This window comes from Streptomyces sp. NBC_01803 (assembly GCF_035917415.1).
Classification (GTDB): Bacteria; Actinomycetota; Actinomycetes; order Streptomycetales; family Streptomycetaceae; genus Streptomyces.
In genome coordinates this window covers 4,546,756-4,572,212 of the sequence record NZ_CP109073.1, presented here as the reverse complement: position 1 = coordinate 4,572,212, position 25,457 = coordinate 4,546,756, and the positions used below count along the sequence as shown (strand labels likewise).

Below are 25,457 nucleotides of genomic sequence, written 5' to 3'. Positions count from 1 at the left end.
CCACTGCCTCCCGAGCTGTCTCCCGGCCACCTGAACCGACTGGTTCGGCGGGCACGGTAGGGATCCGGTGTTTCGCCCGCGTATCGGGCGTGTCATCGCGCCGCGCTACGCTCGGGACCATGCGAAGCCTGGAGTTGATCGACACCTGGCCCGTCCCCACGGCGGCGGCAGCCGTCGTCTTCCCCGACGGCGGGCGTTTCACCCACGGCCCCGGCGGACAGCCGTTCCGGCTCGCCTCCGTCACCAAGCCGCTGGCCGCGTACGCCGCGCTGATCGCGGTCGAGGAAGGCGCGATCGAGCTGGACGAGCCGGCCGGACCGCCCGGCTCCACGGTCCGGCACCTGCTGGCGCACGCCTCGGGGCTGGCGTTCGACGAGCACCGCACGATGGCCGCGCCCGGCGCCCGCCGGCTGTACTCGAACGCGGGGTTCGAGGTCCTGGGTGACCACATCGCCAAGGCGACGGGCATGCCGTTCCCGGAGTATCTGCGGCAGGCCGTGCTCGCGCCGCTCGGCATGACGGCCACCGAGCTGCCCGGCTCCCCGGCCAAGGACGGCGTCTCGACGCTGGACGACCTCACCGGCTTCGCCGCCGAGTTGCTCGCCCCCCGGCTGCTGGCCCCGGAGACGCTCGCCGAGGCGACGTCGGTCGCCTTCCCCGGGCTGAACGGGGTGCTTCCCGGCTTCGGTCACCAGAAGCCCAACGACTGGGGGCTCGGCTTCTCCATCCGCGCCCACAAGTCCCCGCACTGGACGGGCACCACGTCCTCGCCGCGCACCTTCGGGCACTTCGGCCAGTCCGGCACGTTCCTGTGGGTGGACCCGGACGCGCGGGCGGCCTGCGTCGCGCTGACCGACCGCGCCTTCGGCCCGTGGGCGCAGGCGTGGCCGCCCTTCACGGACGCGATCCTGACCGAGCTGCGCGGCTGAGCCCCCGACCACCACCGCGGACGCCCGGCACCCAGTCGGGGCACCGCCCCGCCGACGCCCCAACGCGACGCTGAACGCGAAGACGCGGACGTGGCCGACCTGCCGGGCGATCACAGGTTGTCGATGTCACGGCTGTTCCAAAATCGGTCCCCGTACCCGACCCCGTACCCCGTACCCGGCCCCGACGTCCGCGGCCTCGTCCTCGTCCGCCGCCGGATCCAGTGAGTGGGACCGCTTATGGTCACGGCGCGGAAGACCAGAAGGGGTCAGTGTGACTTCGCACCCCACTCAGGGGTTTCCGCCCAGCTCCCACATCAGCACCTCCGCCGCCTCCTCGGCCCGGGCGGCCAGCTCGCCCGCGTCCGTGAGGCGGGCCGCGTCGCCCGGGCCGAGGCGTTCACCGGCCAGCGCCACCGAGCCGCGCACCACATGCGCGTACACCAGCGGCGCCGCCGGGACCGCCGTCCGCTCACCGGCCGCCAGCCGCCGCACGTGCAGCACCGCGTCGGTGCGCGGCAGCGCGTACGGAGTGCCGTCCGCGATGCCGCGCACCACCTCGTACTCCGGCGCGCCCCCCGCCCGGTCCTGGACCAGCCACATCTGCACGAAGCGCAGCGGCGCCGGCCCCGCGTTGCGCTCCGCGTGCCGGGTGCCGGAACCGGCGGTCAGCCGCTGGACGTCTCCAGGCCCGATGACGGTGGCCCGCCCCCCGGCGTCCTCGTGGGTCAGCTCGCCCTCGATCACCCAGCTCACGATCTCCACGTCGCGGTGCGGGTGCGCGGCGAAACCCGCGCCGGGCGCGAGACGTTCCTCGTTGCAGGCGGTCAGCGGGCCGAACCGCACATTGTCCGGATCGTAGAAGCCGCCGAAGGAGAAAGCGTGCCGGGTGTCGATTCCCGCGGTGGGATCACCGCCCCGGTAGCGCTCGCCGGACCGCAGTACACGAAGCATGCGCCCACCGTATCCACCGCGCATCCACCCCCGCCGGGTATGACCGACAGAGAAATGAGGCAGGCTGGTCCTCGTGTCCGATGCCGATGAGGGAACGTCCGCCGGTAGGACGTCCGACGAGAACGGTCAGAGCAACGTGGCGCACGTCGCGACGGTGCGCCGCCTTGAGCAGTCCTCCGGAAAGCTGGCCGCCGCCGCGATCGCGCGGATGGACGAGCAGTTGTCGTGGTATCGCGCCATGCCCCCGGAGAACCGCTCCTGGATCGGCCTGGTCGCCCAGGCCGGCATCGCCGCCTTCACCGAGTGGTTCCGGCACCCGGACACCCCGCAGGCGATCAGCACCGACGTCTTCGGCACCGCCCCTCGCGAGCTGACCCGGGCCATCACCCTGCGGCAGACCGTGGAGATGGTGCGCACCACCATCGAGGTGATGGAGACGGCCGTCGACGAGCTGGCCGCCCCGGGCGGCACCGTCGCGTTGCGCAACGCGCTGCTGGTCTACGCCCGCGAGATCGCGTTCGCGACCGCACAGGTCTACGCTCAGGCCGCCGAGGCGCGCGGCGCGTGGGACGCGCGCCTGGAGTCCCTGGTCGTCAACGCCGTGGTCTCCGGCGAGGCCGACGAGAGCGACGTCTCCCGCGCCGCCGCGCTGGGCTGGAAGGCGCCGGAGCACGTCACGGTGGTGCTGGGCAACGCCCCGAACGGCGACAGCGAGCTGACCGTCGAGGCCATCCGCCGCGCGGCCAGGTACGCCAAGCTCCAGGTCCTCACCGGCGTGCTCGGCAAGCGTCTGGTGGTGATCGCGGGCGGCAGCGACGACCCGCTCCAGGCGGCGAAGGGCCTGATCGGGCCGTTCGCGTCCGGTCCCGTGGTGGCCGGTCCGGTGGTCGGCGACCTGCTCGGCGCCACCCGGTCCGCGCAGGCCGCGGCGGCCGGGCTGCGGGCGTGCGCGGCCTGGCCGGACGCCCCGCGCCCGGTGCTCGCGGACGACCTCCTGCCGGAGCGAGCGATGGCGGGCGACCCGGCCGCCCGGGGCCTGTTGGTGGAGGAGATCTATAAACCGCTCCGCGAGGCGGGCTCCGCGCTGCTGGAGACGCTGAGTGTCTATCTGGAGCAGGCGAGCAGTCTGGAAGGGGCGGCGCGGATGCTGTTTGTGCATCCCAATACCGTTCGCTATCGTCTGCGGCGTGTGACTGATGTCACCGGATGGCCCCCGTCCGACGTCCGGTCGGCCTTCACTCTGCGCATCGCGCTGATGCTCGGACGCCTCGAAGAAGAGGATCACCACGCATAGCATTTTGTCGAGGATCTACAACTCCCTCGACGGTTCTTAGTTCTCGCCGCCACGGGCGGGGGCCGTGTTGCCAAGAGAGAGTGAGAGGGTGCTCGTACTCGTCGCTCCCGGCCAGGGTGCCCAGACTCCTGGCTTCCTGACCCCCTGGCTCGACCTTCCCGGCGCCGCCGACCGGCTCGGCGCGTGGTCCGATGTCACCGGTCTCGACCTCGTCCGCCTCGGGACGAAGGCCGACGCCGAGGAGATCCGCGACACCGCGGTGGCCCAGCCGTTGCTGGTCGCCGGCGCGCTGCTGTCCGCCGCCGCGCTGTTCGACAGGGCCGTCTCCGGCGGTGCGGTGGCGTCCGCGCCGCGTGAGGCCGTGGGGGCGGTCGCGGGCCACAGCGTGGGCGAGCTGGCCGCCGCGTCGCTCGCCGGGACACTGACCGAGCACGACGCCATGGCGCTGGTGCGCCGCCGCGCCGAGGCCATGGCCGAGGCCGCCGCGGTCACCAAGACCGGGATGTCCGCCGTCCTCGGCGGCGACCCGGCCGAGGTCGCCGCCCGCCTCGATGCCCTGGGCCTGACGGCGGCGAACAACAACGGCGGCGGCCAGATCGTCGCCGCCGGGACCATGGAGCAGCTCGCGGCGCTCGCCGCGGACAAGCCCGACAAGGCGCGCGTCCTGCCGCTGAAGGTGGCCGGCGCCTTCCACACCTCTCACATGGCCCCGGCCGTGGCGGCGATGGCCGAGGCCGCCGGGCAGGTCGGCGTCGCGGACCCGGTCATCCCTTTCGTGTCCAACGCGGACGGCGAGGTTGTCACCGAAGGACAGGAAATCGTGCGCCGACTGGTGTCACAGGTTTCGCATCCTGTTCGCTGGGATCTGTGCATGGAGACGTTCCAACAGCTCGGCGCCACGGCCCTGATCGAGCTGTGCCCGGCCGGGACGCTCGCCGGCCTCGCCAAGCGGAACTTGCCGGGCGTGGCTCGGGTCGCCGTGAAGACGCCGGATAACCTGGCCGAGGCCCGCGAGCTGATCGCCGCGCAGGCCGCCGAAGCCGCCGAACAGGAGCACTGACAGCATGCCCGCCACACTCAAGGCCAGCAGGGGCGCGCCGCACGCGCGGATCCTCGGCGTCGGTGGCTACCGGCCGACCCGCGTCGTCCCCAACGCGGAGATCCTCAAGCACATCGACTCCTCCGAGGAGTGGATCCGCTCCCGGTCCGGCATCGTGACCCGGCACTGGGCCGGCGAGGACGAGACCGTGGCGGAGATGGCGCTCGCCGCCGCCGGCAAGGCCATCGCCGACGCCGGGATCGCCGCCGAGCAGGTGGACGCGGTGATCATCTCGACCGTGTCGCACTTCGCGCAGACCCCGGCGATCGCCACGACGATCGGGCACCGGCTCGGCGGCCAGCGGCCCGCCGCGTTCGACATCTCGGCCGGCTGCGCGGGCTTCGTCTACGGCCTGACGCTCGCCAAGAGCCTGCTCCTGGAGGGCAGCGCGACGTACGCGCTGGTCATCGGCGCCGAGCGGCTGTCGGACCTGACCGACAAGGAGGACCGTTCCACGGCCTTCCTCTTCGGCGACGGCGCCGGCGCGGTCGTCCTCGGCCCCTCCGAGACGCCCGCGATGGGACCCACGGTGTGGGGTTCCGAGGGGGACAAGGCCGATGTCATCACCCAGACCGTGAGCTGGGACCGCTACGGCCCGGGGGACAAGTTCCCCGCGCTCAGGCAGGAGGGTCAGACGGTCTTCCGCTGGGCGGTCTTCGAGATGGCCAGGGTGGCCCAGCAGGCCCTGGACGCCGCCGGGATCACCGCGGCGGACCTGGACGTCTTCATCCCGCACCAGGCCAACATGCGGATCATCGACTCGATGGTGAAGACGCTGAAGCTGCCGGAGCATGTCGCGGTCGCCCGCGACATAGAGACCACCGGCAACACATCGGCCGCCTCCATCCCGCTCGCCATGGAGCGGATGCTGGCGACCGGGCAGGCGAAGAGCGGCGACACCGCCCTCGTCATCGGCTTCGGGGCGGGTCTCGTCTACGCCGCGTCGGTCGTTACCCTGCCCTGAGCAAGTCCGTTCACCGAAACCCACTCACCATCCACGCGGTACCCCACCGCAGTACACCAAAAGGAGCGCCGCAATGGCTGCCACCAGGGAAGAGATCATCGAGGGTCTCGCCGAGATCGTGAACGAGATCGCCGGCATCCCCAACGAAGAGGTGACAGTGGAGAAGTCGTTCACGGACGACCTGGACGTGGACTCGCTCTCCATGGTCGAGGTCGTCGTCGCCGCCGAGGAGCGCTTCGGCGTCAAGATCCCGGACGACGACGTCAAGGGTCTGAAGACCGTCGGCGACGCCGTCGGGTACATCGTCGAGCACCAGGGCTGACACCCGGCACCTGACGGCCGACGGCCCGGCCGCACACGCACCTGTGCGCATGTCGCCACCCGCGGAGTGGCGAAGCACCACATCCCCGACTAGCGGAGTAAGAAATCCTGTGAACGCGACCAATCGAACGGTGGTTGTCACCGGTGTCGGCGCAACCACACCGCTGGGTGGCGACAGCGCATCGACCTGGGAGGGCCTCATCGCCGGCCGGTCCGGTGTGCGACCGCTGACCGTGGAGTGGGCGGCCGATCTGCCGGTCCGCTTCGCGGCCACCGTCGCCGTCGACCCCGCCGGGGTGCTGCCCAGGCCGCAGGCCCGACGCCTGGACCGCACCGCCCAGTTGGCGCTGATCGCGTCCAGGGAGGCGTGGGGCGACGCGGGGTTCGCCGCGCGCGCGGGCGATGACGAGGCCGTGCGCCCCGACCGCCTCGGCGCGGTCATCGCGTCCGGCATCGGCGGCGTCACGACGCTGCTGGCCCAGTACGACATCCTCAAGGAGCGGGGCGCGCGGCCCGTCTCCCCCCACACGGTCCCCATGCTGATGCCGAACAGCCCGGCGGCCAACGTCGGTCTGGAGTTCGGCGCGCAGGCGGGCGTGCACACGCCGGTCAGCGCCTGTGCCTCGGGCGCCGAGGCCGTCGGCTACGGCGCGGAGATGATCCGCACCGGCCGAGCCGACGTGGTGATCGCGGGCGGCACGGAGGCATGCGTCCACCCGCTGCCCATCGCGGCCTTCGCCAACATGATGGCGATGTCCAAGAACAACGACGACCCCCAGCGGGCCTCCCGCCCGTACGACACGGCCCGCGACGGCTTCGTCCTCGGCGAGGGCGCGGGCGTGGTGGTGCTGGAGTCCGCCGAGCACGCGGCGCGGCGCGGCGCCCGTGTCTACTGCGAGCTGCTGGGCCAGGGGCTGTCCTCCGACGCCCACCACATCGCGCAGCCGGAGCCCTCCGGGCGCGGCATCGCGGCGGCCCTGCAGAATCTGATGGACAGCTCGGACCTCAAGCCCGCGCAGATCACGCACCTCAACGCGCACGCCACCTCGACCCCGCAGGGCGACATCGCGGAGATCAAGGCGCTGCGCAAGGTGCTGGGCGACGACGTGGACCACATCGCGGTCTCCGCGACCAAGTCCATGACCGGCCATCTGCTGGGCGGCGCGGGCGGCGTGGAGTCGGTCGCCACGGTGCTGGCGCTGCACCACCGCGTGGCTCCGCCCACGATCAACGTGGACGAGCTGGACCCCGAGGTGGACGCCGATGTCGTCCGTGACACCCCGCGCGAGCTGCCGTCCGGCACCATCGCCGCGATCAACAACTCCTTCGGGTTCGGCGGCCACAACGTGGTGCTCGCCTTCCGCACGCTCTGACCCTCGCGGCCCGGCCGTTGACGACGGCTCGACCGTTGACGACGGCCCGGCGTTGACAACGCCCCACCGCTGACAACGCCCCACCGCTGACAACGCAACGGTCCGCTCCGGGAAGCCGGGGCGGACCGTTGCGTCGTGTCGCGGGCCTCCGCTCAGGGGCAGCGCACGACCTGACCGGCCCAGGACAGCCCGCCGCCGAAGGCGAAGAGCAGCACGGGCGCGCCGACCGGGATCTCGCGCCGCTCGACCAGCTTGGCCAGCGCCAGCGGAACGGAGGCGGCCGAGGTGTTCCCCGAGCCGATCACGTCCTGCGCGACGACCGCCCGCGGCGCGTCGAGCTGGCGGACGAGGGATTCCACGATCCGCAGGTTCGCCTGGTGGGTGACGATCCCGCCCAGCTCGCGAGTGGAGATCCCGGCCCGCTCGCACGCCTCGCGGGCGTACGGCGCGAGCGCGGTGGTGGCCCAGCGGAAGACGGTCTGGCCGTCCTGGGAGAACATCGGCCGCCACTCGTCCCGCAGCCGCACGACGTCCCGCCGCGTCGGGTCCGAGCCCCACACCACCGGCCCGATACCGTCCGCCTCGCCCGGCTCGGAGGCGCTCACCACGGCCGCGCCCGCGCCGTCGCCGAGCAGCACGCAGGTGGAGCGGTCGGTCCAGTCGGTGACGTCGGACATCTTCTCGGCGCCGATGACCAGGGCGTGCCGGGCGGCCCCGGCGCGCACCGTGTGATCGGCGGTGGCCAGGGCGGTGGTAAAGCCGGCGCAGCCGTTGTTGAGGTCGAACGTGACGGCGGCGGGGACCCCGAGCCGGCCGGCGACGCGGGCGGCGATCGACGGCACGCGGTCGCGGGCGCTGCACGTGGCGACGATGACCTGGCCGATGTCGGCGGGGTCGACCCCGGCCGCCGCCAGCGCCTTCCCGGCCGCCCCGGCGGCGAGGTCGGTGACCGACTCGTCCCGCGCGATGCGGCGGGCGGCGATGCCCGTCCGCTGCCTGATCCACTCGTCGTTGGTGTCGACCAGCTCGGCGAGGTCGTCGTTGGTCATCACATGCTCGGGCTGGTAGTGCCCCAGGGCGGAGATGCGCGTCATGGGGGAAGAATAGCGACCGACCGTTCGGACTCTATAGTGGGGCCCATGAGCCCCCGTCATTCCGCCGCGCAGGCGCGCGGCACGCGCGAGCGGATCATCGAGCGTTGCGTGGATGTCGCCTCGGTCGAGGGCCTGGAAGGGCTGACCATCGGCCGGCTCGCGGCGGACCTGAGCCTCAGCAAGTCCGGGCTGCTGGGCCACTTCGGCACCAAGGAAGCGCTCCAGCTCGCCACGCTGGAGCGAGCCGCCGTGATCTTCGACCGCGAGGTCTGGCGGCCCGCCGCGGGCGTCGGATCCGGCCTGCCCCGGCTGCGCGCGGTGTGCGTGGCGTGGATCTCGTATCTGGTGCGCGGGGTGTTCCCGGGCGGCTGCCTCTTCGTCAGCTCGACCTTCGAGTACGACGGCCGCGGCGGCCCGGTCCGTGTGCTGCTGCGCCGCCAGTTCCACGCCTGGAACCGGCGGCTGGGCGCCGATGTCCGCGCGGCCGTCGCGGCGGGCGAGCTGCCGGGGGACACCGACACCGAGCAGTTCGTCTTCGAGTTGCTCGGCGTGATGATGAGCCTGAATCACACGATCCAGCTATACGGCGACACCCGGGCCGCCACCCGTGCGGTGCGCGCGGTGGACCGGCTGCTGGGCGTTCAACTCCCGTTGGACGCCGTGTCGTCGGGGAAGCTCGCGTAGTACGAGGCCGCCATGTCGTCGCCACCGTGACCGAGCTCGGACGCGCGGTGGAACCGTTCGGCCCCGGCCGCCGCCACGTCGAGGCGGACGCCCGCCGCCTCGCCCGCCGCGACGATCAGCCGGGCGTCCTTCTCCGCCGTGTCCACCGAGAAGCTCGGTGCCAGCTCCCCCGACCGGATGACGGCGGCCTTGGCGCGCAGATAGCCCATGTCCAGCCCGCCGCCCTCGATCGCGTCCAGGAAGTCCTGCGGATCGACGCCGAGTCCATGGGCGAGGGCGAGCGCCTCGGCGGTGCCGTGGGTGACGGCCAGCACCCAGCTGTTGCAGACCAGCTTCAGCCGGGAGGCGGCGCCCGGCACCTCCCCGACCCAGACGGTGCGGGCGCCGATCGCGTCGAGCACCGGCGCGGCCGGGCCGCGCGCCTCCTCGGGACCGGCGGCCAGAACGGTCAACTGCCCAGCATCGGCAGGCTGTTTGGTGCCCAGCATCGGGGCGTCCACGAAGACGAGGCGGTGCTCGGCGGCGACGGCGGTCAGCGGCTCCAGGGCGTCCAGCCCGGCCGTCGCGCACTGGAGCCACAGCAGGCCGGGACGCAGCGCCGGGGCGGCGGCGCGGACGGCTTCGAGCGTCGCGTCCGCGTCGAAGAGCATGGTGAGCAGGATGTCCGCGCCGTCCACGGCCCCGGCGGGGCTGTCGGCGACGCGCGCCCCGTCGGCGGCCAGGGGCTCGGACCTGGCCCGGGTGCGGTTCCACACGCGGACGTCGAGCCCGGCCCGGCACAGGTTCCGCGCCATGGCGGCGCCCATGATGCCGGTGCCCAGGACCGCGACCGAGGGGGTGCGTTCAGCGGCCACGGCTCACACCACCTGATGGAGCCAGCGGACCGGAGCACCCTCGCCCGCGTGCCGGAACGGCTCCAACTCGTCGTCCCACGGCTTGCCGAGCAGCTTGGTGATCTCGACGTGCAGGTCGCTCTCGCCGCGCGCGGCGCGGGCGGCGGCGGCGCGCAGCCGGTCCTCGGGGATCATGATGTCGCCGTGCATCCCGGTGACCGCGTGGTAGATGCCGAGCCCGGGCGTGCAGCTGAAGCGCTCGCCCTCGGTGGCGGCGGACGGCTCGCAGGTCACCTCGAAGCGCAGCAGATGCCAGCCGCGCAGCGCGGAGGCGAGCTTGGAGGCGGTGGCGGCCTCGCCCTGCCAGGAGAACTCCGCCCGCCACGTGCCGGGGGAGGCCGGCTGTCTGGTCCAGTCGAGACTGACACGGGCGCCGAGCACTCCGGCCACGGCCCATTCGATGTGCGGACACAGCGCACGCGGGGCGGAGTGCACATACAGAACACCACGTGTCGTCATCGGGACCTCCAGTCTCACACTCTTGTCAACCTTGCGCCCGTCGCGATCCTCAAGGCGCCCCCAATGACCCCGAAACGCGCACGAACAGCAAACACCATTACATACCTTTTACGACAAAGAGGACGACTTGTGCCGTCAGGTCATCTTTTAGTCTTGCTGAGGGCGCACGTCGGGCCCGCCCACTGCCGGAATCCAAGCTACCGCCCCGCTTCGTGACGCCAAGGACACCGAGGAACCTGAATGCCGGTCAGCCGCCGCACCCTCGCCCTGCCGATCGCTGCCGTCGCCGCGCTGGCCGCGTGCACCTCCTCATCTACCACTTCTTCGGGGCCGGACGAGACAGCCGACCCGGTCCCGTCGGCAGAGGTCACCCCAGCGTGGGACACCAGCCCGGCGTCGATGGCCGCCATAGGCGACTCCATCACCCGCGCGTTTGACGCCTGTTCCATCCTGTCCGACTGCCCGGAGGCGTCCTGGGCGACCGGCACCGACGCCGAGGTGGACAGCCTGGCCCGGCAGTTGCTGGGCGATCCGGAGAGCGTCGCCGCCCACACCTGGAATCTCGCGGAGACCGGTGCCACGGTCGCCGACCTCCCCGCCCAGGCCCGCCGGGCGGTCGCCCACTCCCCCGAGTTGGTGACCGTGCTGATCGGCGCCAACGACGCCTGCGCGGAGGACATCGCGTCGATGACGACCCCGGCCGGCTTCGAGGCGGACTTCCGGGAGGCGCTCGCCGTGATCCGCGCGGAGCTGCCCGAGACCGAGGTGTACGTGTCGAGCGTGCCGGACCTGCTGCGCCTGTGGACCGAGGGCAGCGACTCCTCGATGGCCCGCGCCGTGTGGGGGCTCGCCGACATCTGCCCCTCGCTGCTGGACGGCGCGGGCGACGACTCCGCCGGGGCGGCCGAGCGCCGCGCGGCGGTGGACACGCGCGTGCGGGAGTACAACGCGGCGCTGGAGGAGGTCTGCGCCGAGGACCCGCTGTGCCGGTACGACGACGGCGCGGTCTTCGACTACGCCTTCACCTCACACCACCTGAGCGACTGGGACTGGTTCCACCCCAGCCGCGAGGGCCAGTCCGAGCTGGCGGCGCTTGCGTACGACCGGATCACCGCGGCCACCGACTGACCGCCCGGATCACCCCGATGTGCGAGGGGGATCCCTGGTCGCTCTGATAAGAACGTGCCGATGCCCCTCTTCGGTTCGTCCCGCGATCCCTTCGCCGACCTGCTCAACCGCCTCCTCGGCATGCCCCGGAGGAGACGAACGGCCAGGAGACGGCGGCCGAGGGAGACGGCGGCCGATGCGGAAGGCATGCCCCCGGCCGTGGCGGCGTGACGAGCGGCTCCAGCCGGCCACGGCGGCGTGACCGCCGCGGCCGGCCGACGTCGGTCCTCAGTCGGCCAGGCTGACGATCATCTTGCCGATGTTCTCGCCGCGCAGCATGCCGAGGAAGGCGTCCAGGGTGTTCTCGACCCCCGCCACCACGGTCTCGCGGTAGGCGAGCTGGCCCGAGCGGACCCAGCCCGACACCTCCTCGACAAACCGCTGCTGGAGCCCGTAGTGATCCGAGACGAGCACGCCCTCCAGCCGCAGCCGCTTGCCGATGATGAGGTGGAGGTTGCGCGGCGCGGGCGTCGGCTCGGTGGCGTTGTAGAGCGCGATCATGCCGCAGATCACGGCCCGGCCGTGCACGTTCAAGGCGTCGAGCGCGGCCTCCAGGTGGTCGCCGCCGACGTTGTCGAAGTAGAGGTCGATGCCGTCCGGGGCGGCCTTGGCGAGCTGCTCGGCGACCGGCGCGTCCTTGTAGTTGAACGCGGCGTCGAAGCCGTACTCCTCGATCAGCAGCCGCACCTTGTCCGCCGAGCCCGCGCTGCCGATGACGCGGCTCGCGCCCTTGAGCCGGGCCATCTGCCCCACGACACCGCCGACCGCGCCGGCCGCGCCGGACACGAAGACGGCGTCGCCCTCACGGAGCTTCCCGACCTCCAGCAGCCCGGCGTACGCGGTCAGCCCGGTCATCCCGAGCACGCCGAGGTAGGTGCTCAACGGCGCCAGCTCGGGCGAGACCCGGGCGGCGTGCCGCGCGTCCACCGTCGCGTACTCGCGCCAGCCGAGCCCGTGCAGCACGTGGTCGCCCGGCGTGAAGTCCTCGGACGCCGACTCCACGACGACGCCGACCGCGCCGCCCTCCATGGGCTGGTCGAGCTGGTAGGGCGGGGTGTACGACTTCACGTCGTTCATCCGGCCGCGCATATAGGGGTCGACGGACAGGTAGAGGTTCCGCACGAGGATCCGGCCCTTCTCCGGAGCGGTCACGGGTGCCTCGCGCAGCGCGAAGTCCTCGGGACGCGGCCAGCCCTTGGGCCGGGCGACGAGGTGCCATTCGCGGGAGGTGGCGGGCAGGGACACGGGAGCCTCCTGTGGGGGTCGCGATGCGCTGAGCCCATCATGTGCCCGCCGGTCCGGCCCCGCGAATTCGGGTCCGGACAAGCGGCGTACGCTGCCCCGGACCGACGCCGCCACCCTGACCAGAGGGTTCCCGCGTGTCCCACCGGCTCACGGCGCTCGCGGTCCTGCTCACCCGCGCGGCCCTCCTGACCGGCCGCGCCTCCTCCCTCCCGGAGCCGCCGTCCCCGCCGCCCGGCACCGACCCGTCGCCCGCGCCCACGGGCTCCGGCGGGCACGACCAGGACGACGGGCACGACCGGCACGACCGGGAGGTGACGGAGGATTCGTCGCCGTGCGCCCCGCCGAGCGAGTTGGAGCCGGCGGACGGGCTCGCGACGCGCCGCCACTCGTGCGTCTGCCCGGAGGCCGTGCCGTGGCCGCCGGTCGCGGCCCGCGCGCCGTGCTATCCGGCGAAAGCGGGCTGCGGCAGTCCCTGGCCGGCGTCCGGGAGGACCAGGACCGAGCCGGCCAGCGGCTCGACGGCCGGGTCGGTGCCGTTGCTCGCCGTGGTGATGAAGAGGTCGTTGAGGCCGGGGCCGCCGAACGCGCAGGCCGTGGGACGGGACGCCGGGACCTCGACGGTCCGGTCCAGCTTCCCCTCAGGCGTGTAGCGGCGCACGGAGTGGCCGTCGAAGAACGCCACCCACACGCAGCCGTCCGCGTCCACGGTCAACCCGTCGGGCGCGCCGGCCACATCGCCGACGTCGACCAGCGTCCTGCGGTCCACCACTCCCCCGTCGCCCGTGACGGTGAAGACGTCGACGCGGTGGGTGGGGGTGTCGATGTAGTACATGGAGGTGCCGTCCGGGCTCCAGCCCACTCCGTTGCTCACGGTGGCGTCGGGCACGACGGTCACGGCGGTGCCGTCCGGGAGGACCCGGGTTAACGTTCCGCCGCCCCGCCGTTCGTCATACCGCATGGTGCCCACCCACAGGGTGCCGTCCGGCCCCACGGCGGCGTCGTTGCCCCGGCGCTCGGGAACGGTCTCGCGCCGCAACCAGCGGAACGCGCCCTCGGCGTCGTAGAGGCCCACGCCGTCCCTGAGGTTGACCACGAATCCGCCGGCCGCCCGCGGCTTGGCGGCTCCGACGTGCTGGATCGTCGCCAGGATGGTGCGCCGACCGGTGGACGTGTCGAGGAGATGCACCCGCGAGGAGAGGATGTCCACCCAGATCAGCCGTCCCGCCTCCGGGTCCCACGTCGGCCCCTCCCCGATCAAGGCCCGCGCCCGTACCGCGATCTCCAACCCGTGCCCCACGCTCTCCCCTTCTTTCCGGCCCTCTCCCGGGCCGCCGCGGATCTCCCGTGGACCCGCGGTCTCTGTGATGGTCGTCAGCTCGTCCGGCGACGCCGACCCAGCCGCCCGGACAACCGCAGCGGGCGCTCGGCGCGCCCCGCGGCGAAGGTGATGGGCCCGGCGTCATGGCGAGCAAGTCCCCCCTGGGATACCGGTCGCCCAGCACGTCGCGCGGACACACGGCGTCCCGTGCCTGCATCCACGCCACTGAAACGTTCGGCATCCCGGCCGTGGCCGGGATGCCGAACACTACGCTAGTCAGCCCGCCGTCCGGCAGGCAATGGGCACGACGCCGAACGTCACAGCGCGGCGCGCCCGTCGCTCTCCACATCCGGCGCGTCGCCGTCCTCGTGGCCGCCGACCGCGCGCAGCTTGCTGGTCACCGGACCGGGCAGCCGGTCACCGGCCCGGTCCGCCACCGCGCCCGCCGCCCAAGTCGCGGCCTGCCGGCCGGACTGGGCCGCGGAGTCCACGGTGTTGCGCACCGCCGGGTTGGTCATCAGCTTGTCCGCCGTCGCGCGGAGCCGCTCGTACCGCTCCCGCCCGGCCCGCGCACCGAGCACGTAGCCCACCGCGACTCCTGACATGAACATGAGCTTGCGCATGGGATGCTCCCCTTCTCGCTCTTCCGATCATCCACTGGCTCGTGAGCGCCTTCAGTAACCGGGTAGCCCGGATACCGATTTCGAAGCACCCCCTTACATGCGCTAATCTATGGGCCGCGGCTCGGTCACGCCCCCGGATTCGGGAAGCGGACCCGGGCGGAGCAGTCCCCTGTAGCTCAATTGGCAGAGCAGCCGGCTGTTAACCGGCAGGTTACTGGTTCGAGTCCAGTCGGGGGAGCATCACCCGAAGGGCCCCGTCCGGGGCCCTTTTCCCGTTGCCACGCATCTCTTCCCGAACACCGGGAACCGATCACCCCGTGCCGGAAGTCCCTCCCTGCGTACGACCGCCCCCGACCCGGGCGGCAGATCGTATGAGCAGCTATGCTGCGGCAGACGGCGCGCACAGATGTGCGCGGCACGCCGCTACGGGGCGGTAGCTCAGCCGGTTAGAGCAACGGACTCATAATCCGTCGGCCGTGGGTTCGAGTCCCACCCGCCCCACCCTCAGACCACCGATACACAAGCTTTGACCTGCGGCTTTGCCACTTGGCCAACTTTCGCCCGCGCGCCTCGCGTCCCCGTGCGGGAGCGAAGCGGGAGCGGTCCTTCTCGGCGGGTGTCGCGGTGGCTCTCGGGACCAGCCGCGTGGCGGCCTCGGCGACCTCCCTGCCGACCGTCGGCAGCAGGCTGGTATAGGTGTCCGAGGTCAGGACGATCGTGGAGTGCCGCAACGTCTCCTTGATCGTGTGCATGTCGCCGCCCCCGCCGTGCTGGAGGGTGGCCGAGACGTGCCGCAGGTCGCGCAGAGTGATCGGGGGGAGGTCGGTGCGGGCGCAGATGCGGCGGAAGGCCTCGCTCACCATCTCCGGATGCAGGGGGCTCCCGTCCTCCCGGGTGAACACCTTCCCGGAGTCCTGCCAGGCGTCACCCAGCGCGCGCCGCACTTCCTCCTGCCGCGCCCGATGCGCCTGCAGAACGACCACGTTCAGGCTGTCGAGGGCGATCGGGTTCGCGCTGCCGTCCGTCTTCGGAGACGACTCGTAGGGCTCCCAGTTGTCGACCACAATCTCCTTCACGGGGGTGATCAGGCCGGCGTCGAAATCGATGTCGGTCCACTCCTGGCCGACCGCCTCGCCGCGCCGCAACCCCCGGAAGCCGACCAGGTGGAAGAAGGAGTAGAGCCGCTCGTCCACCGCCTCGTCGAGGAACGCACCGAACTGCTCGGGTGTCCACACCATGACCGCTCCCGGGATCTCACCCGTCTCCCGCCACCGCTTCACCCGCTCGTCGGTCCACAGCAGCGGCCTGGGCCGCCGGCCGGACTCCAGCTCGACATGTTGCGCTGGGTTGAAGGTGATCAACTGCTGCGCGATGGCAGCGTTCAGCGCTGCCCGCAGCGTGCGGCGGACGCTCTGGCAGGTCGCGGGCCCGGTGAGCCTCCGGAACGGCTTCATCGCGGCCAGCCTCGCGCGCTCCTCGCTCAGGCGTGCGCTGGCCTCGGCCGACGGTCTGCTGTTCCTCCCCCATGTGCAGCGCGCGAGTTGCTCACGCCGGGCCCGATTCTCGGCCGTGATCACCTCGTTCTCGTCGGCGATTGCGTCGAACATCTGAATGAGATGGCGGAGATTGAGTCGGTCGAGCCGGATGTGCCCAATGTGGGGCTTGAGATGAATGCTGATGTGCGTGCGGTAGCCGCTTTTCGTGGTCGTACGGATCCTTCTCTTCGAGGCGAACCAGGTGTCGAGCCACTCACCGACCGTGATGCGGGACGTGAGAGTCTGGCCCGTGCCGAGTCGGCGGCGGGTTTCCTCGGGATCCGGCAGCGGCTCCCGATGCTTCGCGACGCTCCCGAGGAGTTCCGTGATCTGGGAGCGAGCCTCGTGATCGTCGTCCTCCAGGTTCAGCAATGTGCGTACGCGATCAAGGTCAGATTGCGCCTGCTTCGCCGTGTCGTAGCCGCCACGAGTGAAGGACCGCCGCTTGCCGCCCTCCCGTGGCGGCAGTTCCTGGCGTATCGAGTAAGTGCCGTGGCTGCTCTGTTTGAGCTTCGGGCACATACTGCCCAGCGGCCTACTCGTCTCGGGATCGCGGCAGTGGCATCTCCGGAAAACCGAGCCCTTCATCTGTCCTCCCTCTGCCAAGATCGGGTCGCCGTCGGCCAGGCAGCGCCATCCATCGTGCAGTGCGTTGAGATACGCCCCGGACACAGAGGGCCACCTCGGAACGCCGTCGGTGTAGCAACCGCCGCCCATCCGTTACTTCGCGCCTCGTGACTCTAACCGCTGGCGATGTGACAAAACGTAACCGACCTGGGAGCTCCCCGCACCTATCTCGCTTACGCGTACGGGTTCCCCCGCAGACGGCCGATTACCTTCCTCGCCTGGACCGATGTACCGGTCGGGATGCCTACTCAAGGCAGCGAGCAGTACGCAGCCCCTGAGGAGCCAGGATGTTTCAACGCGTGAGACCCTGGCGGCCTGCTGAACGTGATGCATCAGCTCGGGACGTTTCGTGTACGAGTGGGGTATCGGCTGCGCATATGCGTGAGGTGGGCGCAGGCGGCCAGATACGCTGCGCCAAGCGGGGCTGACCCGGTCGAGCTGGTCGGGGCTGGGCTGGAGTCGGCGGCGGCTGGGTGGGGCACCGGCGGATCGCGGAGCGCCTGGGCCGGCCGTGCGGGACCAGGTGGTGATCGCTGGGGTCACGTGGCGTGCGCCGCGTCGCTGTTGGGCGGCTGAGGACGTAGAGCTTGCCACGCCTACGGTCAGGCATTGGTGCTGCTGGGCTCCGCCCGCGACCAGATGGCGACATTCGTGGTGACTGGCGCCTACCGCAAGGCCGCGCAGGCACTGCGAGATCACGGGTTCGTCGTGCTACCGGGTGAACCAGCCGTCAGCAAGTCGGTCATCGCACACTACAGCGCCCGAATCCTTTCGTTCGCGTGTTTGATTTTCTGACGCTTGTCAGACCCGTGCGTTAGCGTCGATCGAGTTGCGGATACGACCCAGTTGGAAGGAGAGCCTGCCTGGTGTTCGGTGATCCGAGCGGAGTCTACGAGGGCCTGACCGCGCGCATGAAGGCTCTGGCGGTCGTCCGGCCGCTGCTGGCTCTCGACAGGAGCAAGGTCAAGGCGGAGCGGGGCTGGGAGAAATATCTACTCACGGAATTAGCTCTGGCGGCCATCGATATCGTGACGCTGCGAACGGATTCTGAAACGGCCGTGCGGCAGGATGTCGTGGTTGAGGAGGTCGCAGGATTCGCAGCAATTCAGCAACCGACCCGCCCGGAAACTGAGCACCGGGAAGTCGCCCGGTGGGTGACGGAGCGTCTGATCAACATCGAGGACCGCAGCAGGGGCTTCTCGGATGTGATCGGTGGCTTAGTCGACGGGCGCTTCGCGCCCGTCGACTTCCCGTTCCAGATATTCCGAGAAGTACCGGATAAAGCAGGTCAAGCGGCCCTGACGGTGACCGACGCGGCCATCAATGTGCTCGTGCACGCCATCGATGTGGACATCGCGTCGGCGCAGATCGCGGCTGAAGCCAAGCTGGAAGCACTGCTGAAGCGAGCACGAATCGGCGACGCCTGGAGGGTGGCTCATGAGGCACGGCTGCAGAGCATTCGCTACTCCAAGGATCTGCGTGAGCGAATCGACGGCATGAAGCGGAACGTCCGGACGGTCGACTGGGCAGGGCAGGTCGAGGAATCGGTCGAGATGGCCAGGGAGCACGTCAGGTCGCGCTCTGAGGCCGAGGGGATATTGCAGGAGCACGTGAGTGAACTGCTGGCGGCCTGCGACGATGCCGACAAGCGGCGGCAGTTGGAGGATCTCCAACGACTGATCGGGGACTGCCTGCGGCGTCACGCGTCGCTCACCGAGATGCTGCTGCATGTCGGTACAGAGTTCCGTCTCCAGCAGGACCGGCAGGTGTTCGTGGCGCCAGCAATCCACATGCGGGTGCACCTGGAGCAGCAGCTACTACTTCCGGTCCTGGACCTTCCGCTTGACGACGCAATCGGTGCTCTATCGGCCTTTACCCGCGCTGTGTTGGGACCCAAACGGCCTCATGTGCTGTACCTGCCGGACTTCTTCGAGGGGCTGGCCAGGGTCAGCGAGCAACCTCAGTTGGCGCCAGTTCCCGTGCGTACGGACCTTGACGGCAACGATGCCGCGCAGGGGGAGCGGTTCTCGCCTGCCCAGGAGGCGGCCGTGGACGCGCTCCTGGAGGGTGTGCCAGAGCATGGTGTACGACTGTCCGCCTTACTGCAGCAGACACGGGAGTCGCAGTCGGAGACCGTGGAGGAAACCGACACCGACCGACTGCTGGTCCTTCGGGTAGGCCAGCTGTTCCGGGAGGTACCTGTATCCCAACTGGTGAGCGGGATGCCTACCGTCCTTGCCGTCGACGACGGCATTGAGCTGGACGACGAGGACTTCGGCGGCTGCGATTTCCTCCTCATGAAGACACAGGCCAGTCCAGCAGCACTCCGTGCATCCGGCGACGACCGCTGGTTCGGCATTCCCGATCCACCAGGGCCCCACGCCGCAAGCCCAGAGAGCGGAACGGAGCGGAAGGGCGCATGAACCACGCAGAAGACGTCGCGGATGCGGCGAGGATGGTCGCGTTCGCGATGGGCCGGGGCAGGGTGCCCGCCCATTCGCGCGACTACCACAAGCTCGTGCAGCGCTTCGACGTCGATCCCGCCTTCGCGCACATGGTCCGCATGGTCGCGAAGGGATTCGATCTCACGGTCCTGGACGTAGACCACCGGTCCGGGCTTGTCCTGGGCACCACACCGGAAAGCGAGTTCGCGATCTCGCCCGCCGAATTGGTCAGTGCACCCGCCGACCGGCCGCTGTACTTGCTCGCCCAGTTGACGATCGCCTCGCTGGCCTTTCCTCGGCCGGAGGACCTCGACAACGACGAGCACGTGGGGCGGGTATCTGTGGCCAGGGTGGACGAGCTGGTACGGGCCCACGCCCGAGACATCGAACGCCGCCTGGATGAATCGGGTGTGGACACCGACCCGCCGGCGGGGAAGCCGGGCCTGGAAGCCCTGTGGAGAGCGTATCTCCGGCGTAACGCCACAGGGAAAACCAAGGGCGACCACACGCCGCACGGGGCCACCCAGCGGCTGGTCGAGCGCGCGATCAAGCATCTGGTCGCGTACGGGTTCCTGCGCTGGCTGAATGAAGAGGACGGGGGCACCTACACCACTCACGTCAAATACCGGCTTCAAGTCCGCGATCTCGCGGCGGGCGACATGCTGGAAGAACTCGCCTCCATGGGAATCGCCGCAATGCCCAAGGACAGCCATGGTGCGCCGCCGCCCGCGGCCCACGGAGGTTCCGAAGACGCGCTCCCGGCGCCGGAGCCGCACGCCTTCGACCGCCTTACCTGACCCACGGACCGGAAGGAATCTCCGCGCATGTACGAGCTGAACCGGATTCTGCTGCGGAACTTCGGCCCGCAGGATGCCAGGTACGAGAACGTCGATCTCGATCTGTCCGGCGCCGGCGCCGCTGTTCCCACGGCCTCCCTGATCCCGGCGCCGGGCCACGTGAGTGAGCGGCCCTCACCGGCCAGCTTGGTGATCCTGCAGAACGGCGGCGGCAAGGGTGTACTGATGACCGCGATCATGTCGACCACCGTCCCGTACCGCCATCAGGACGTGGAGACACTGCGCAGCTTCGTGGCCTCCACGGCACAGCCCTCGCACGTGATCCTGGAATGGTCCCAAGCGCGTACGGGGCGTCTGCTGGTCACCGCACAGACCCTGGCCCCCGGTAGCGATGACAGACTGAAGCGCCTGTTCTACAGCTTCCTGCCCGGCGCCGCGCTCACGGCCGATTCCCTGCCCTTCCACCGCGACGGCCACTGGCTGCCCTTTGACGAGTTCGAGACCGAGATCCAGGACCTCAAATCGCGCCACGATGCCCTCGAACTCCACTCCTTCGATACCCAGGAACGGTGGGAGGACCATCAGCGCGGCCTCGGCCTGCAGCCCGAACTCCTCGATGTGCAGCGCCGCATGAACCAGACCGAAAGCGGTGCGGCAGATGCTTTCACGACCTCCAGCGCCGACGGCTTTGTCGACTGGCTTTTGAAGACGGCGAGTGATGACAAGGACTACGTCGAGGTCGGCCAGCTGTTTGCCGCTTATGCGAACGTCATCGGTCAGTACGGAACGTGGCGCGAAGAGCGGGAATTTGCCCGGGCCATGCAGGACTGTTGCGAACAGGTGGCCCAGGCACACAGCAAGCACCAGACATGTCTCACGACCGCCGATGCTGCCGAGCACCGCCTGATCCGGTTGGCAGCGGAGCTACTGGCCTGGTCCCGGCAGCTCACAACGGATCTGGAGCAGAGCACGGAGGCGCTGCGCACGGCGGTGAACGACCACACCGGCGCACAGCGCGCCATGAATGTTGCGGAGCGGACCGTAAGGCATGTCCGGCTGGCGAAACTCAACCTTGAACTGGATTCCGTCACGAACAAGCACGAACTCCTGCGTGAGCAGCGGCGCACAACGCAGCTGGAACGCGATGCCTGGCGCAGCGTTCCGATGGCACTGCGCTACGCAGCCGCCCGCAGCGCGCACGGCAGTGCGCAGACCATCCTGAGGGATGCTGAGCAGGCCGCCGCCCCGTACCTTCTCGCCGCGGATGCCGCCGCCGCGGAGCTACGGGCTGGTTACCGCGCTGCGGAGACGGAAGCGCGCAAGAGGGTCACTGACCTTGCGGAAGCATCACGCGAGGCTCGCGATGACCTCAGCGCCTGGCGAAAGCGTGCCGGCGCGCTGCGAGAAGCTTCCGGATTAGCTCTCGGCGAGATCCAGACACTCCACACCAGCGTGCAGGACTTCGAGGGCGCCCTGGAACAGGCCCAGGGCGCCGGTCTGGTCCAGACGCAGGAGACCGTGGCCTCCGCTGCCGCCCGAGCCGGCGACCAAGCGCAGCACACCAAGCAGCTGGCCGAAGAGGCAAAGCAGCAGCTGGAGCGGGCACGGAAACAGGCGGCAGCCGCCCGCGCGAAACTCCTTCAACAGGAGAAGGACGCCGCTGCCGCGCGCGGCAAGGCAGACGCAGCGGAGCAAGAGATCGAGAAACTGACCGGCGAAGCGGCCGCTATCTGCCGCCAGCCCTTGACCTCCGAACTACTGGAAATCGACACAGCCCACCTTCCCCGTGAGAGCGTCCTGGAGTGGCTGGCCGACCGGATTACCGGATTGGATGAGGCAGCGCGTCGCGCCTTGACGGTACTGTCGGCCTCCGTGACTGAGGCGGCCATGGCGGTCCGCGACGACGACATCCTCCTCCAGGCCCTGGACACCAGCGACGGTCTCCTTCCCCCTGCCGAGCACGTACACCAGTTGTGCACCCTGCTCGACGAGCGCGGCGTCATCGCCCACCCGGGCTGGCAATGGCTACGCGACAACGTCGCCGCCAGCGAACATGCGATGGTCATCACCACCCACCCGGAACTCGTGGGTGGCATCGTGGTGAGCGACGCCGCCGCGCTCGACCAGGCGAGCCAGTACCTGCAACAAGCCCGTCCGCTGCCCACCGCAGCAGTCGCTCTGGGCACCGGCGAACGGATGCTGTCCACGCCGTCCACGGACGGACACGATCGCATAGTGGTGGAACCATCACCCGCGATGCACGACGAGGAGGCCGCCGCGCAGGAGCGCCGAGTCGTCGAGGCGCGACTGGCCGAACGCAGGGCCGTTCTGGAAGAGATCACCTCACGGCAGCAGGACGCGCAGACCCTCGTCGGCAGCACGCGGCGCTGGCTGGACAGTGTCACCGAAATTCCGGTCGCGGCACGTCTGGAGACCCTCCGTCGACGCGTGGCAGATGCCGATGCGGCTGAAGCGACAGCCAAGGAGACCCACAACCATGCGGATGAACTGGACGCCGCCGTCACGACGATGGACAGCGAGCGTGAGGAGCTCCTCGCCGACAGCGCCGAAGCGCAGCGAATCGCAGACGACCTGGGCCGATTGGCCACACGCGAATCCGCGGCGTACACCGCACGAGAACGCATCGACGAGCTGAAACAGCACAATATCGACCGGCGTCGAGCTTGGGAGGAGCTGGACACCAAGTGCCAGCAGGCCGATGAAGACAATCTCGCCCGCGCACGGTCCATCGAGGCGGCCGAGCTGGAGGCCAGCGGCTACGCCAGGGATCGCGACGCCATCACCGCCAGCCCAGAGGCCGATCACACTCAGGGCCTGCAGGGCCCTCCGACAGCGTCCCTGGCCACGCTGCGGCAACGTCATTCCCAAGGTCTGGCGGACCTACATGCGGTGGAGGTCGGCGAGGACCTCCTGGAACGGGCCAGGAAGGCTGAAAGGGATCTGAGTGCCCGTCAGCAGGAGTGGGGCGAGGTTGCGGAAGACGTGCGGGGACGCGCCGACCAACTGACCCACGATCCTCGCGCCAACGATGACGTTCAGCGCGACGCCATCCGCCGCGAGCTGGACGCCACACACACCTCCACCGACAGCCAACTCAACCTTCTCAAAGAGCGATCGGCACTGCTGAAGGCAGACATCGAGAGCGCCCGCCCGCCGAGCGGGGCCTGCTGGCTCGACGACACGGCAGCCGCCGCCTGGACACCCACCGACCTCGATCAGGCCCAACCCCTGCTGACAGCCGCACACGACGCGCTACTCGCGGCTCAAGAGACGGAGCGATCGGCCAAGAAGGCGCGCTCGACAGCGGAGATCGCCGCGAGCCGCGCATCGAGGAACATCGAGGCTCTCAAGCCGGTACTGGCCCGCCTCGACTCCCATACCGCGGCGCTCGACATCGTGCCAGCCGAGACCGCGTACCGGGGCTCGGTCGAAGCCGCCGAAGCCGCCGCAAAGGAAAACATCAGCCAGTACGCCGAATCGCAACGGCTGCGCAGCACCTCGCAACGTCAACTACGAGACGCGGTCAGCGAACTCAAGGACAAGGTCAGCGACGTCTCCTACCAGCATCTCGACATCCCCCTGCGGAAACAGATCTCCGCCCTCGACAGCACCGTGCTGCCCGCACTCGCCGCAGACTGGGCTACCGGCATGGCCCGCCGGGTATCCGCGCTGACCAGCGACCTGGAAGGCGTCGAGAAGACACGCGAGACCGTCGTCTCCCTCCTGGTCAACCACGTCTCCGAGGCCCTGCGCAAATTGGAACAAGCCAGCACGTTCTCCAAATTCCCCGCAGGGACCGGAAAGTGGTCCGAACAGAAGTTCCTGACCATCCGCTACCCCAGGACCGAGCGGACGATGCTGGCCAACCTTATCCGCGAAAACATCGAGCACCTCGCCGCCCGTCCCAAGGCCAAGAGCCTCAAGGGCATCGACATCGTCCTCCGCTGCCTCCACAAGGCGGTGCCACGAGGATTCACCGTGAAGGTTCTCAAGCCCACCGCGTCCCAACGCACCGAGTACGTGCCCGTCGAGAAGATGGCCAAGGTGTTCTCCGGCGGCCAGGAGCTCACTGGCGCCATCCTCCTTTACTGCACCCTCGCCGCGCTGCGGACCTCCCCCGGCCCCCGCAGCCGGACCCGCAACGGCGGACTCCTCGTGCTGGACAACCCCATCGGTCGGGCTAACGCCGAATACCTGGTGGACATCCAGCTGGAAATGGCAGCAGCCCTCGGCATCCAGCTCATCTACACCACCGGACTCGTCGACCACCGCGTCATGACCCGCTTCCCCATGCACGTCCAGCTGCGCAACGACGCCGAAGCCCGCAGCGGCCTGTCCCTGGTGACCGTCAGCGATCAGGTCCGCGCAGCGCTCGTCCCCGCCCCCCGCATCAGCCCCGACCCGGACGCCCCCGTGCCGACGGGCTACCTCAGCTCCGCGCGCTCATACACCAAAGAGGACCAGGCGGGATGATCACCACGCCACACGACCCCATCTCGCTGTCACCCGGCGCGACCCAGCTCAACGCCGCCATCGCCGCACATGCCCAACGAACTACCGTTCCACGCGCCACCGTGATGGAAGCGTTCGCCGCCGCACTGCCAGGTCTGGCCAGCAGCGGCCACGCACGCCCCTCCCTTGCCGCTCTCCTCGAAGAACTGGCTGAAGTCAGCCTGCTGGCGCTGCCCAAGAGCCCCAAGCATTGGGACGTCGGACGCCCGGCGCTCCCAGAATGGATCCGCACGCCCACCGCCCCCCCAAGGGACAACGCGCTCCGACCGGCGCGCGGATCCTGGCGGCCGGAACTGAACTGGGCCTACACAGCTCGACTGACGACCACTCAAATCGACACCCTGCGCCAGATCAACCAGTGGTTCCGCGATATTGGCACTCGCGCACGAACCTGTGAACCCCTTCCACTGCGCGAGCGCTCACACGAGATCTTCGGTGACGAGAAGCGACTCGACACACTCCTTGCAACGTCCCTATTCGCCCCCGAGCGCCTGACGCTGGAGCAACTGGCCGCCTTCCGGGAACCACCGCCGCTCGCGCACTGTCGCCTCGGCGCCGGCCACACCCTCTTGGTCGCCGAGAACAGCGACACCTACGGCACGCTCCGGAGGCTGCTCCTCCCCGACCCTGGCCCCATCGGATACCTCGCCTTCGGCTCGGGGCGCGCTATCGAAGCCTCCATCGCCACCGCCAGTGAGCTCTCCAGCATCCGCCGCATCCTCTACTACGGCGATCTCGACGCGGACGGGCTCTCCATCCCAGCACGCGCCTCCGCCACCGCCGTGCAACAGGGTCTCCCGCCCATCGAACCGGCCAGCAGCCTCTACCGCACGTTGCTGGACCGGTACGGCAACCGAGCAACCAAGGCGGCATACATCGACGATCAACGCGCTCGGCTGTTGGTTTCATGGCTGCCAGCCACGTGCAGAGAGCAGGCCCGAGACCTTCTCGTGTCCGGCCAACGCATTGCCCAGGAAGCCCTCAACCGTAACGATCTGAAAACGGAGGCGAGTTGGCGGGACTGGTCAGCGTGAACCCACCGTGGCGGCCGACACGCCGCGCACCATACAGCCACTGCGGAGATTGCCCCGAGGTCTGAGGACAACC

20 protein-coding genes, 2 tRNA genes and 1 pseudogene are annotated in these 25,457 nt (G+C 70.0%); 15 read left to right on the top strand and 8 right to left on the bottom strand.

All coding sequences use genetic code 11. From position 1 onward, the window contains the following. The first annotated feature begins 119 nt into the window (after window positions 1-119). Complete coding sequence (locus tag OIE51_RS20735) at window positions 120-929, top strand: serine hydrolase domain-containing protein (protein ID WP_326599244.1); 810 nt, start codon at window positions 120-122, stop codon at window positions 927-929. A 288-nt stretch (window positions 930-1,217) separates the two neighbouring features. Here the strand turns inward: OIE51_RS20735 and OIE51_RS20730 are convergent, their stop codons facing one another. Beyond that, window positions 1,218-1,880, bottom strand: coding sequence for a pirin family protein (locus OIE51_RS20730; RefSeq protein WP_326599243.1), 663 nt, complete (start codon window positions 1,878-1,880; stop codon window positions 1,218-1,220). A 136-nt stretch (window positions 1,881-2,016) separates the two neighbouring features. On the opposite strand from OIE51_RS20730, the gene OIE51_RS20725 reads away from it, so the two are divergent. The 5 genes from OIE51_RS20725 (at window position 2,017) to fabF (ending at window position 6,931) form a co-directional block, all read left to right on the top strand. Further along, window positions 2,017-3,174 carry a PucR family transcriptional regulator gene (locus OIE51_RS20725; RefSeq protein WP_326600722.1) on the top strand — a complete coding sequence of 386 codons (1,158 nt, stop codon included), beginning with the start codon at window positions 2,017-2,019 and terminating at the stop codon, window positions 3,172-3,174. Window positions 3,175-3,262: 88 nt separating this feature from the next. Beyond that, on the top strand, window positions 3,263-4,234 hold the full coding sequence (locus OIE51_RS20720; RefSeq protein ID WP_326599242.1) for an ACP S-malonyltransferase: 972 nt from the start codon (window positions 3,263-3,265) through the stop codon (window positions 4,232-4,234). A gap of 4 nt (window positions 4,235-4,238) precedes the next feature. Further along, the gene (locus OIE51_RS20715; RefSeq protein ID WP_326599241.1) at window positions 4,239-5,237 is read left to right on the top strand and encodes a ketoacyl-ACP synthase III; all 999 of its coding nucleotides are present in this window, start codon (window positions 4,239-4,241) and stop codon (window positions 5,235-5,237) included. 73 nt (window positions 5,238-5,310) lie between these two features. After that, window positions 5,311-5,559 (top strand): acyl carrier protein, encoded by a 249-nt coding sequence (locus tag OIE51_RS20710; protein ID WP_326599240.1) that lies wholly within the window; start codon window positions 5,311-5,313, stop codon window positions 5,557-5,559. 109 nt (window positions 5,560-5,668) lie between these two features. Next, window positions 5,669-6,931 carry a beta-ketoacyl-ACP synthase II gene (gene fabF, locus OIE51_RS20705; RefSeq protein WP_326599239.1) on the top strand — a complete coding sequence of 421 codons (1,263 nt, stop codon included), beginning with the start codon at window positions 5,669-5,671 and terminating at the stop codon, window positions 6,929-6,931. Between the two features lie 152 nt (window positions 6,932-7,083). Here the strand turns inward: fabF and OIE51_RS20700 are convergent, their stop codons facing one another. After that, entirely contained in the window at window positions 7,084-8,025 is a 942-nt protein-coding gene (locus tag OIE51_RS20700) for a beta-ketoacyl-ACP synthase III (protein WP_326599238.1), read from the bottom strand. A gap of 45 nt (window positions 8,026-8,070) precedes the next feature. Here OIE51_RS20700 and OIE51_RS20695 point away from each other — a divergent pair, with 45 nt between their 5' ends. After that, window positions 8,071-8,709, top strand: a complete 639-nt coding sequence (locus tag OIE51_RS20695; protein ID WP_326599237.1) for a TetR/AcrR family transcriptional regulator — start codon at window positions 8,071-8,073, stop codon at window positions 8,707-8,709. Here the strand turns inward: OIE51_RS20695 and OIE51_RS20690 are convergent. Beyond that, on the bottom strand, window positions 8,667-9,563 hold the full coding sequence (locus OIE51_RS20690; RefSeq protein WP_326599236.1) for an NAD(P)-dependent oxidoreductase: 897 nt from the start codon (window positions 9,561-9,563) through the stop codon (window positions 8,667-8,669). The two genes, OIE51_RS20695 and OIE51_RS20690, sit on opposite strands and share 43 nt — an antisense overlap. 3 nt (window positions 9,564-9,566) lie before the next feature. Further along, window positions 9,567-10,061, bottom strand: a complete 495-nt coding sequence (locus OIE51_RS20685; RefSeq protein WP_326599235.1) for a DUF3145 domain-containing protein — start codon at window positions 10,059-10,061, stop codon at window positions 9,567-9,569. A gap of 240 nt (window positions 10,062-10,301) precedes the next feature. On the opposite strand from OIE51_RS20685, the gene OIE51_RS20680 reads away from it, so the two are divergent. Beyond that, complete coding sequence (locus tag OIE51_RS20680) at window positions 10,302-11,189, top strand: SGNH/GDSL hydrolase family protein (RefSeq protein WP_326599234.1); 888 nt, start codon at window positions 10,302-10,304, stop codon at window positions 11,187-11,189. Between the two features lie 267 nt (window positions 11,190-11,456). Here OIE51_RS20680 and OIE51_RS20675 read toward each other — a convergent pair whose 3' ends face one another. From OIE51_RS20675 to OIE51_RS20665, 3 genes are all read right to left on the bottom strand, one after another. Then, a complete protein-coding gene (locus OIE51_RS20675) occupies window positions 11,457-12,473 on the bottom strand; it encodes an NADP-dependent oxidoreductase (protein WP_326599233.1) in 1,017 nt (338 codons plus the stop codon). A gap of 442 nt (window positions 12,474-12,915) precedes the next feature. Then, on the bottom strand, window positions 12,916-13,770 hold the full coding sequence (locus OIE51_RS20670; RefSeq protein ID WP_326599232.1) for an SMP-30/gluconolactonase/LRE family protein: 855 nt from the start codon (window positions 13,768-13,770) through the stop codon (window positions 12,916-12,918). A 338-nt stretch (window positions 13,771-14,108) separates the two neighbouring features. After that, complete coding sequence (locus OIE51_RS20665; protein ID WP_326599231.1) at window positions 14,109-14,414, bottom strand: hypothetical protein; 306 nt, start codon at window positions 14,412-14,414, stop codon at window positions 14,109-14,111. A 165-nt stretch (window positions 14,415-14,579) separates the two neighbouring features. Between OIE51_RS20665 and OIE51_RS20660 the strand changes: the two genes are divergently transcribed. Beyond that, window positions 14,580-14,652 (top strand) — tRNA-Asn (locus OIE51_RS20660). Between the two features lie 189 nt (window positions 14,653-14,841). Further along, a tRNA-Ile gene (locus tag OIE51_RS20655) sits at window positions 14,842-14,915 on the top strand. Between the two features lie 95 nt (window positions 14,916-15,010). On the opposite strand, the pseudogene OIE51_RS20650 reads toward OIE51_RS20655, so the two are convergent. Next, window positions 15,011-16,537 (bottom strand): annotated as a pseudogene (locus tag OIE51_RS20650) (site-specific integrase); the annotation flags it as partial. Between the two features lie 651 nt (window positions 16,538-17,188). Between OIE51_RS20650 and OIE51_RS20645 the strand changes: the two are divergent. The 5 genes from OIE51_RS20645 to OIE51_RS20625 all read left to right on the top strand — a co-directional run bounded on the left by OIE51_RS20645 (window position 17,189) and on the right by OIE51_RS20625 (window position 25,384). Further along, on the top strand, window positions 17,189-17,371 hold the full coding sequence (locus OIE51_RS20645) for a hypothetical protein (protein WP_326600721.1): 183 nt from the start codon (window positions 17,189-17,191) through the stop codon (window positions 17,369-17,371). 71 nt (window positions 17,372-17,442) lie between these two features. Further along, window positions 17,443-18,999, top strand: a complete 1,557-nt coding sequence (locus OIE51_RS20640) for a hypothetical protein (RefSeq protein WP_326599230.1) — start codon at window positions 17,443-17,445, stop codon at window positions 18,997-18,999. Next, complete coding sequence (locus OIE51_RS20635; RefSeq protein WP_326599229.1) at window positions 18,996-19,817, top strand: hypothetical protein; 822 nt, start codon at window positions 18,996-18,998, stop codon at window positions 19,815-19,817. The genes OIE51_RS20640 and OIE51_RS20635 overlap by 4 nt, the downstream gene beginning before the upstream one ends. A gap of 27 nt (window positions 19,818-19,844) precedes the next feature. After that, window positions 19,845-24,311 carry a hypothetical protein gene (locus tag OIE51_RS20630; protein ID WP_326599228.1) on the top strand — a complete coding sequence of 1,489 codons (4,467 nt, stop codon included), beginning with the start codon at window positions 19,845-19,847 and terminating at the stop codon, window positions 24,309-24,311. Next, entirely contained in the window at window positions 24,308-25,384 is a 1,077-nt protein-coding gene (locus tag OIE51_RS20625) for a Wadjet anti-phage system protein JetD domain-containing protein (protein ID WP_326599227.1), read from the top strand. The genes OIE51_RS20630 and OIE51_RS20625 overlap by 4 nt, the downstream gene beginning before the upstream one ends. The last annotated feature ends 73 nt before the right edge of the window (window positions 25,385-25,457 follow it).

What these genes read in the sequence shown, in the direction of transcription:
- OIE51_RS20710 (WP_326599240.1), top strand. Translation starts at nt 5,311, where the DNA reads ATGGCTGCCACCAGGGAAGAGATCATCGAGGGTCTCGCCGAGATCGTG.
- OIE51_RS20680 (WP_326599234.1), top strand. Translation starts at nt 10,302, where the DNA reads ATGCCGGTCAGCCGCCGCACCCTCGCCCTGCCGATCGCTGCCGTCGCC.
- OIE51_RS20630 (WP_326599228.1), top strand. Translation starts at nt 19,845, where the DNA reads ATGTACGAGCTGAACCGGATTCTGCTGCGGAACTTCGGCCCGCAGGAT.
- OIE51_RS20695 (WP_326599237.1), top strand. Translation starts at nt 8,071, where the DNA reads ATGAGCCCCCGTCATTCCGCCGCGCAGGCGCGCGGCACGCGCGAGCGG.
- OIE51_RS20625 (WP_326599227.1), top strand. Translation starts at nt 24,308, where the DNA reads ATGATCACCACGCCACACGACCCCATCTCGCTGTCACCCGGCGCGACC.
- OIE51_RS20715 (WP_326599241.1), top strand. Translation starts at nt 4,239, where the DNA reads ATGCCCGCCACACTCAAGGCCAGCAGGGGCGCGCCGCACGCGCGGATC.
- OIE51_RS20700 (WP_326599238.1), bottom strand. Translation starts at nt 8,025, where the DNA reads ATGACGCGCATCTCCGCCCTGGGGCACTACCAGCCCGAGCATGTGATG.
- OIE51_RS20730 (WP_326599243.1), bottom strand. Translation starts at nt 1,880, where the DNA reads ATGCTTCGTGTACTGCGGTCCGGCGAGCGCTACCGGGGCGGTGATCCC.
- OIE51_RS20665 (WP_326599231.1), bottom strand. Translation starts at nt 14,414, where the DNA reads ATGCGCAAGCTCATGTTCATGTCAGGAGTCGCGGTGGGCTACGTGCTC.
- OIE51_RS20735 (WP_326599244.1), top strand. Translation starts at nt 120, where the DNA reads ATGCGAAGCCTGGAGTTGATCGACACCTGGCCCGTCCCCACGGCGGCG.
- OIE51_RS20635 (WP_326599229.1), top strand. Translation starts at nt 18,996, where the DNA reads ATGAACCACGCAGAAGACGTCGCGGATGCGGCGAGGATGGTCGCGTTC.
- OIE51_RS20685 (WP_326599235.1), bottom strand. Translation starts at nt 10,061, where the DNA reads ATGACGACACGTGGTGTTCTGTATGTGCACTCCGCCCCGCGTGCGCTG.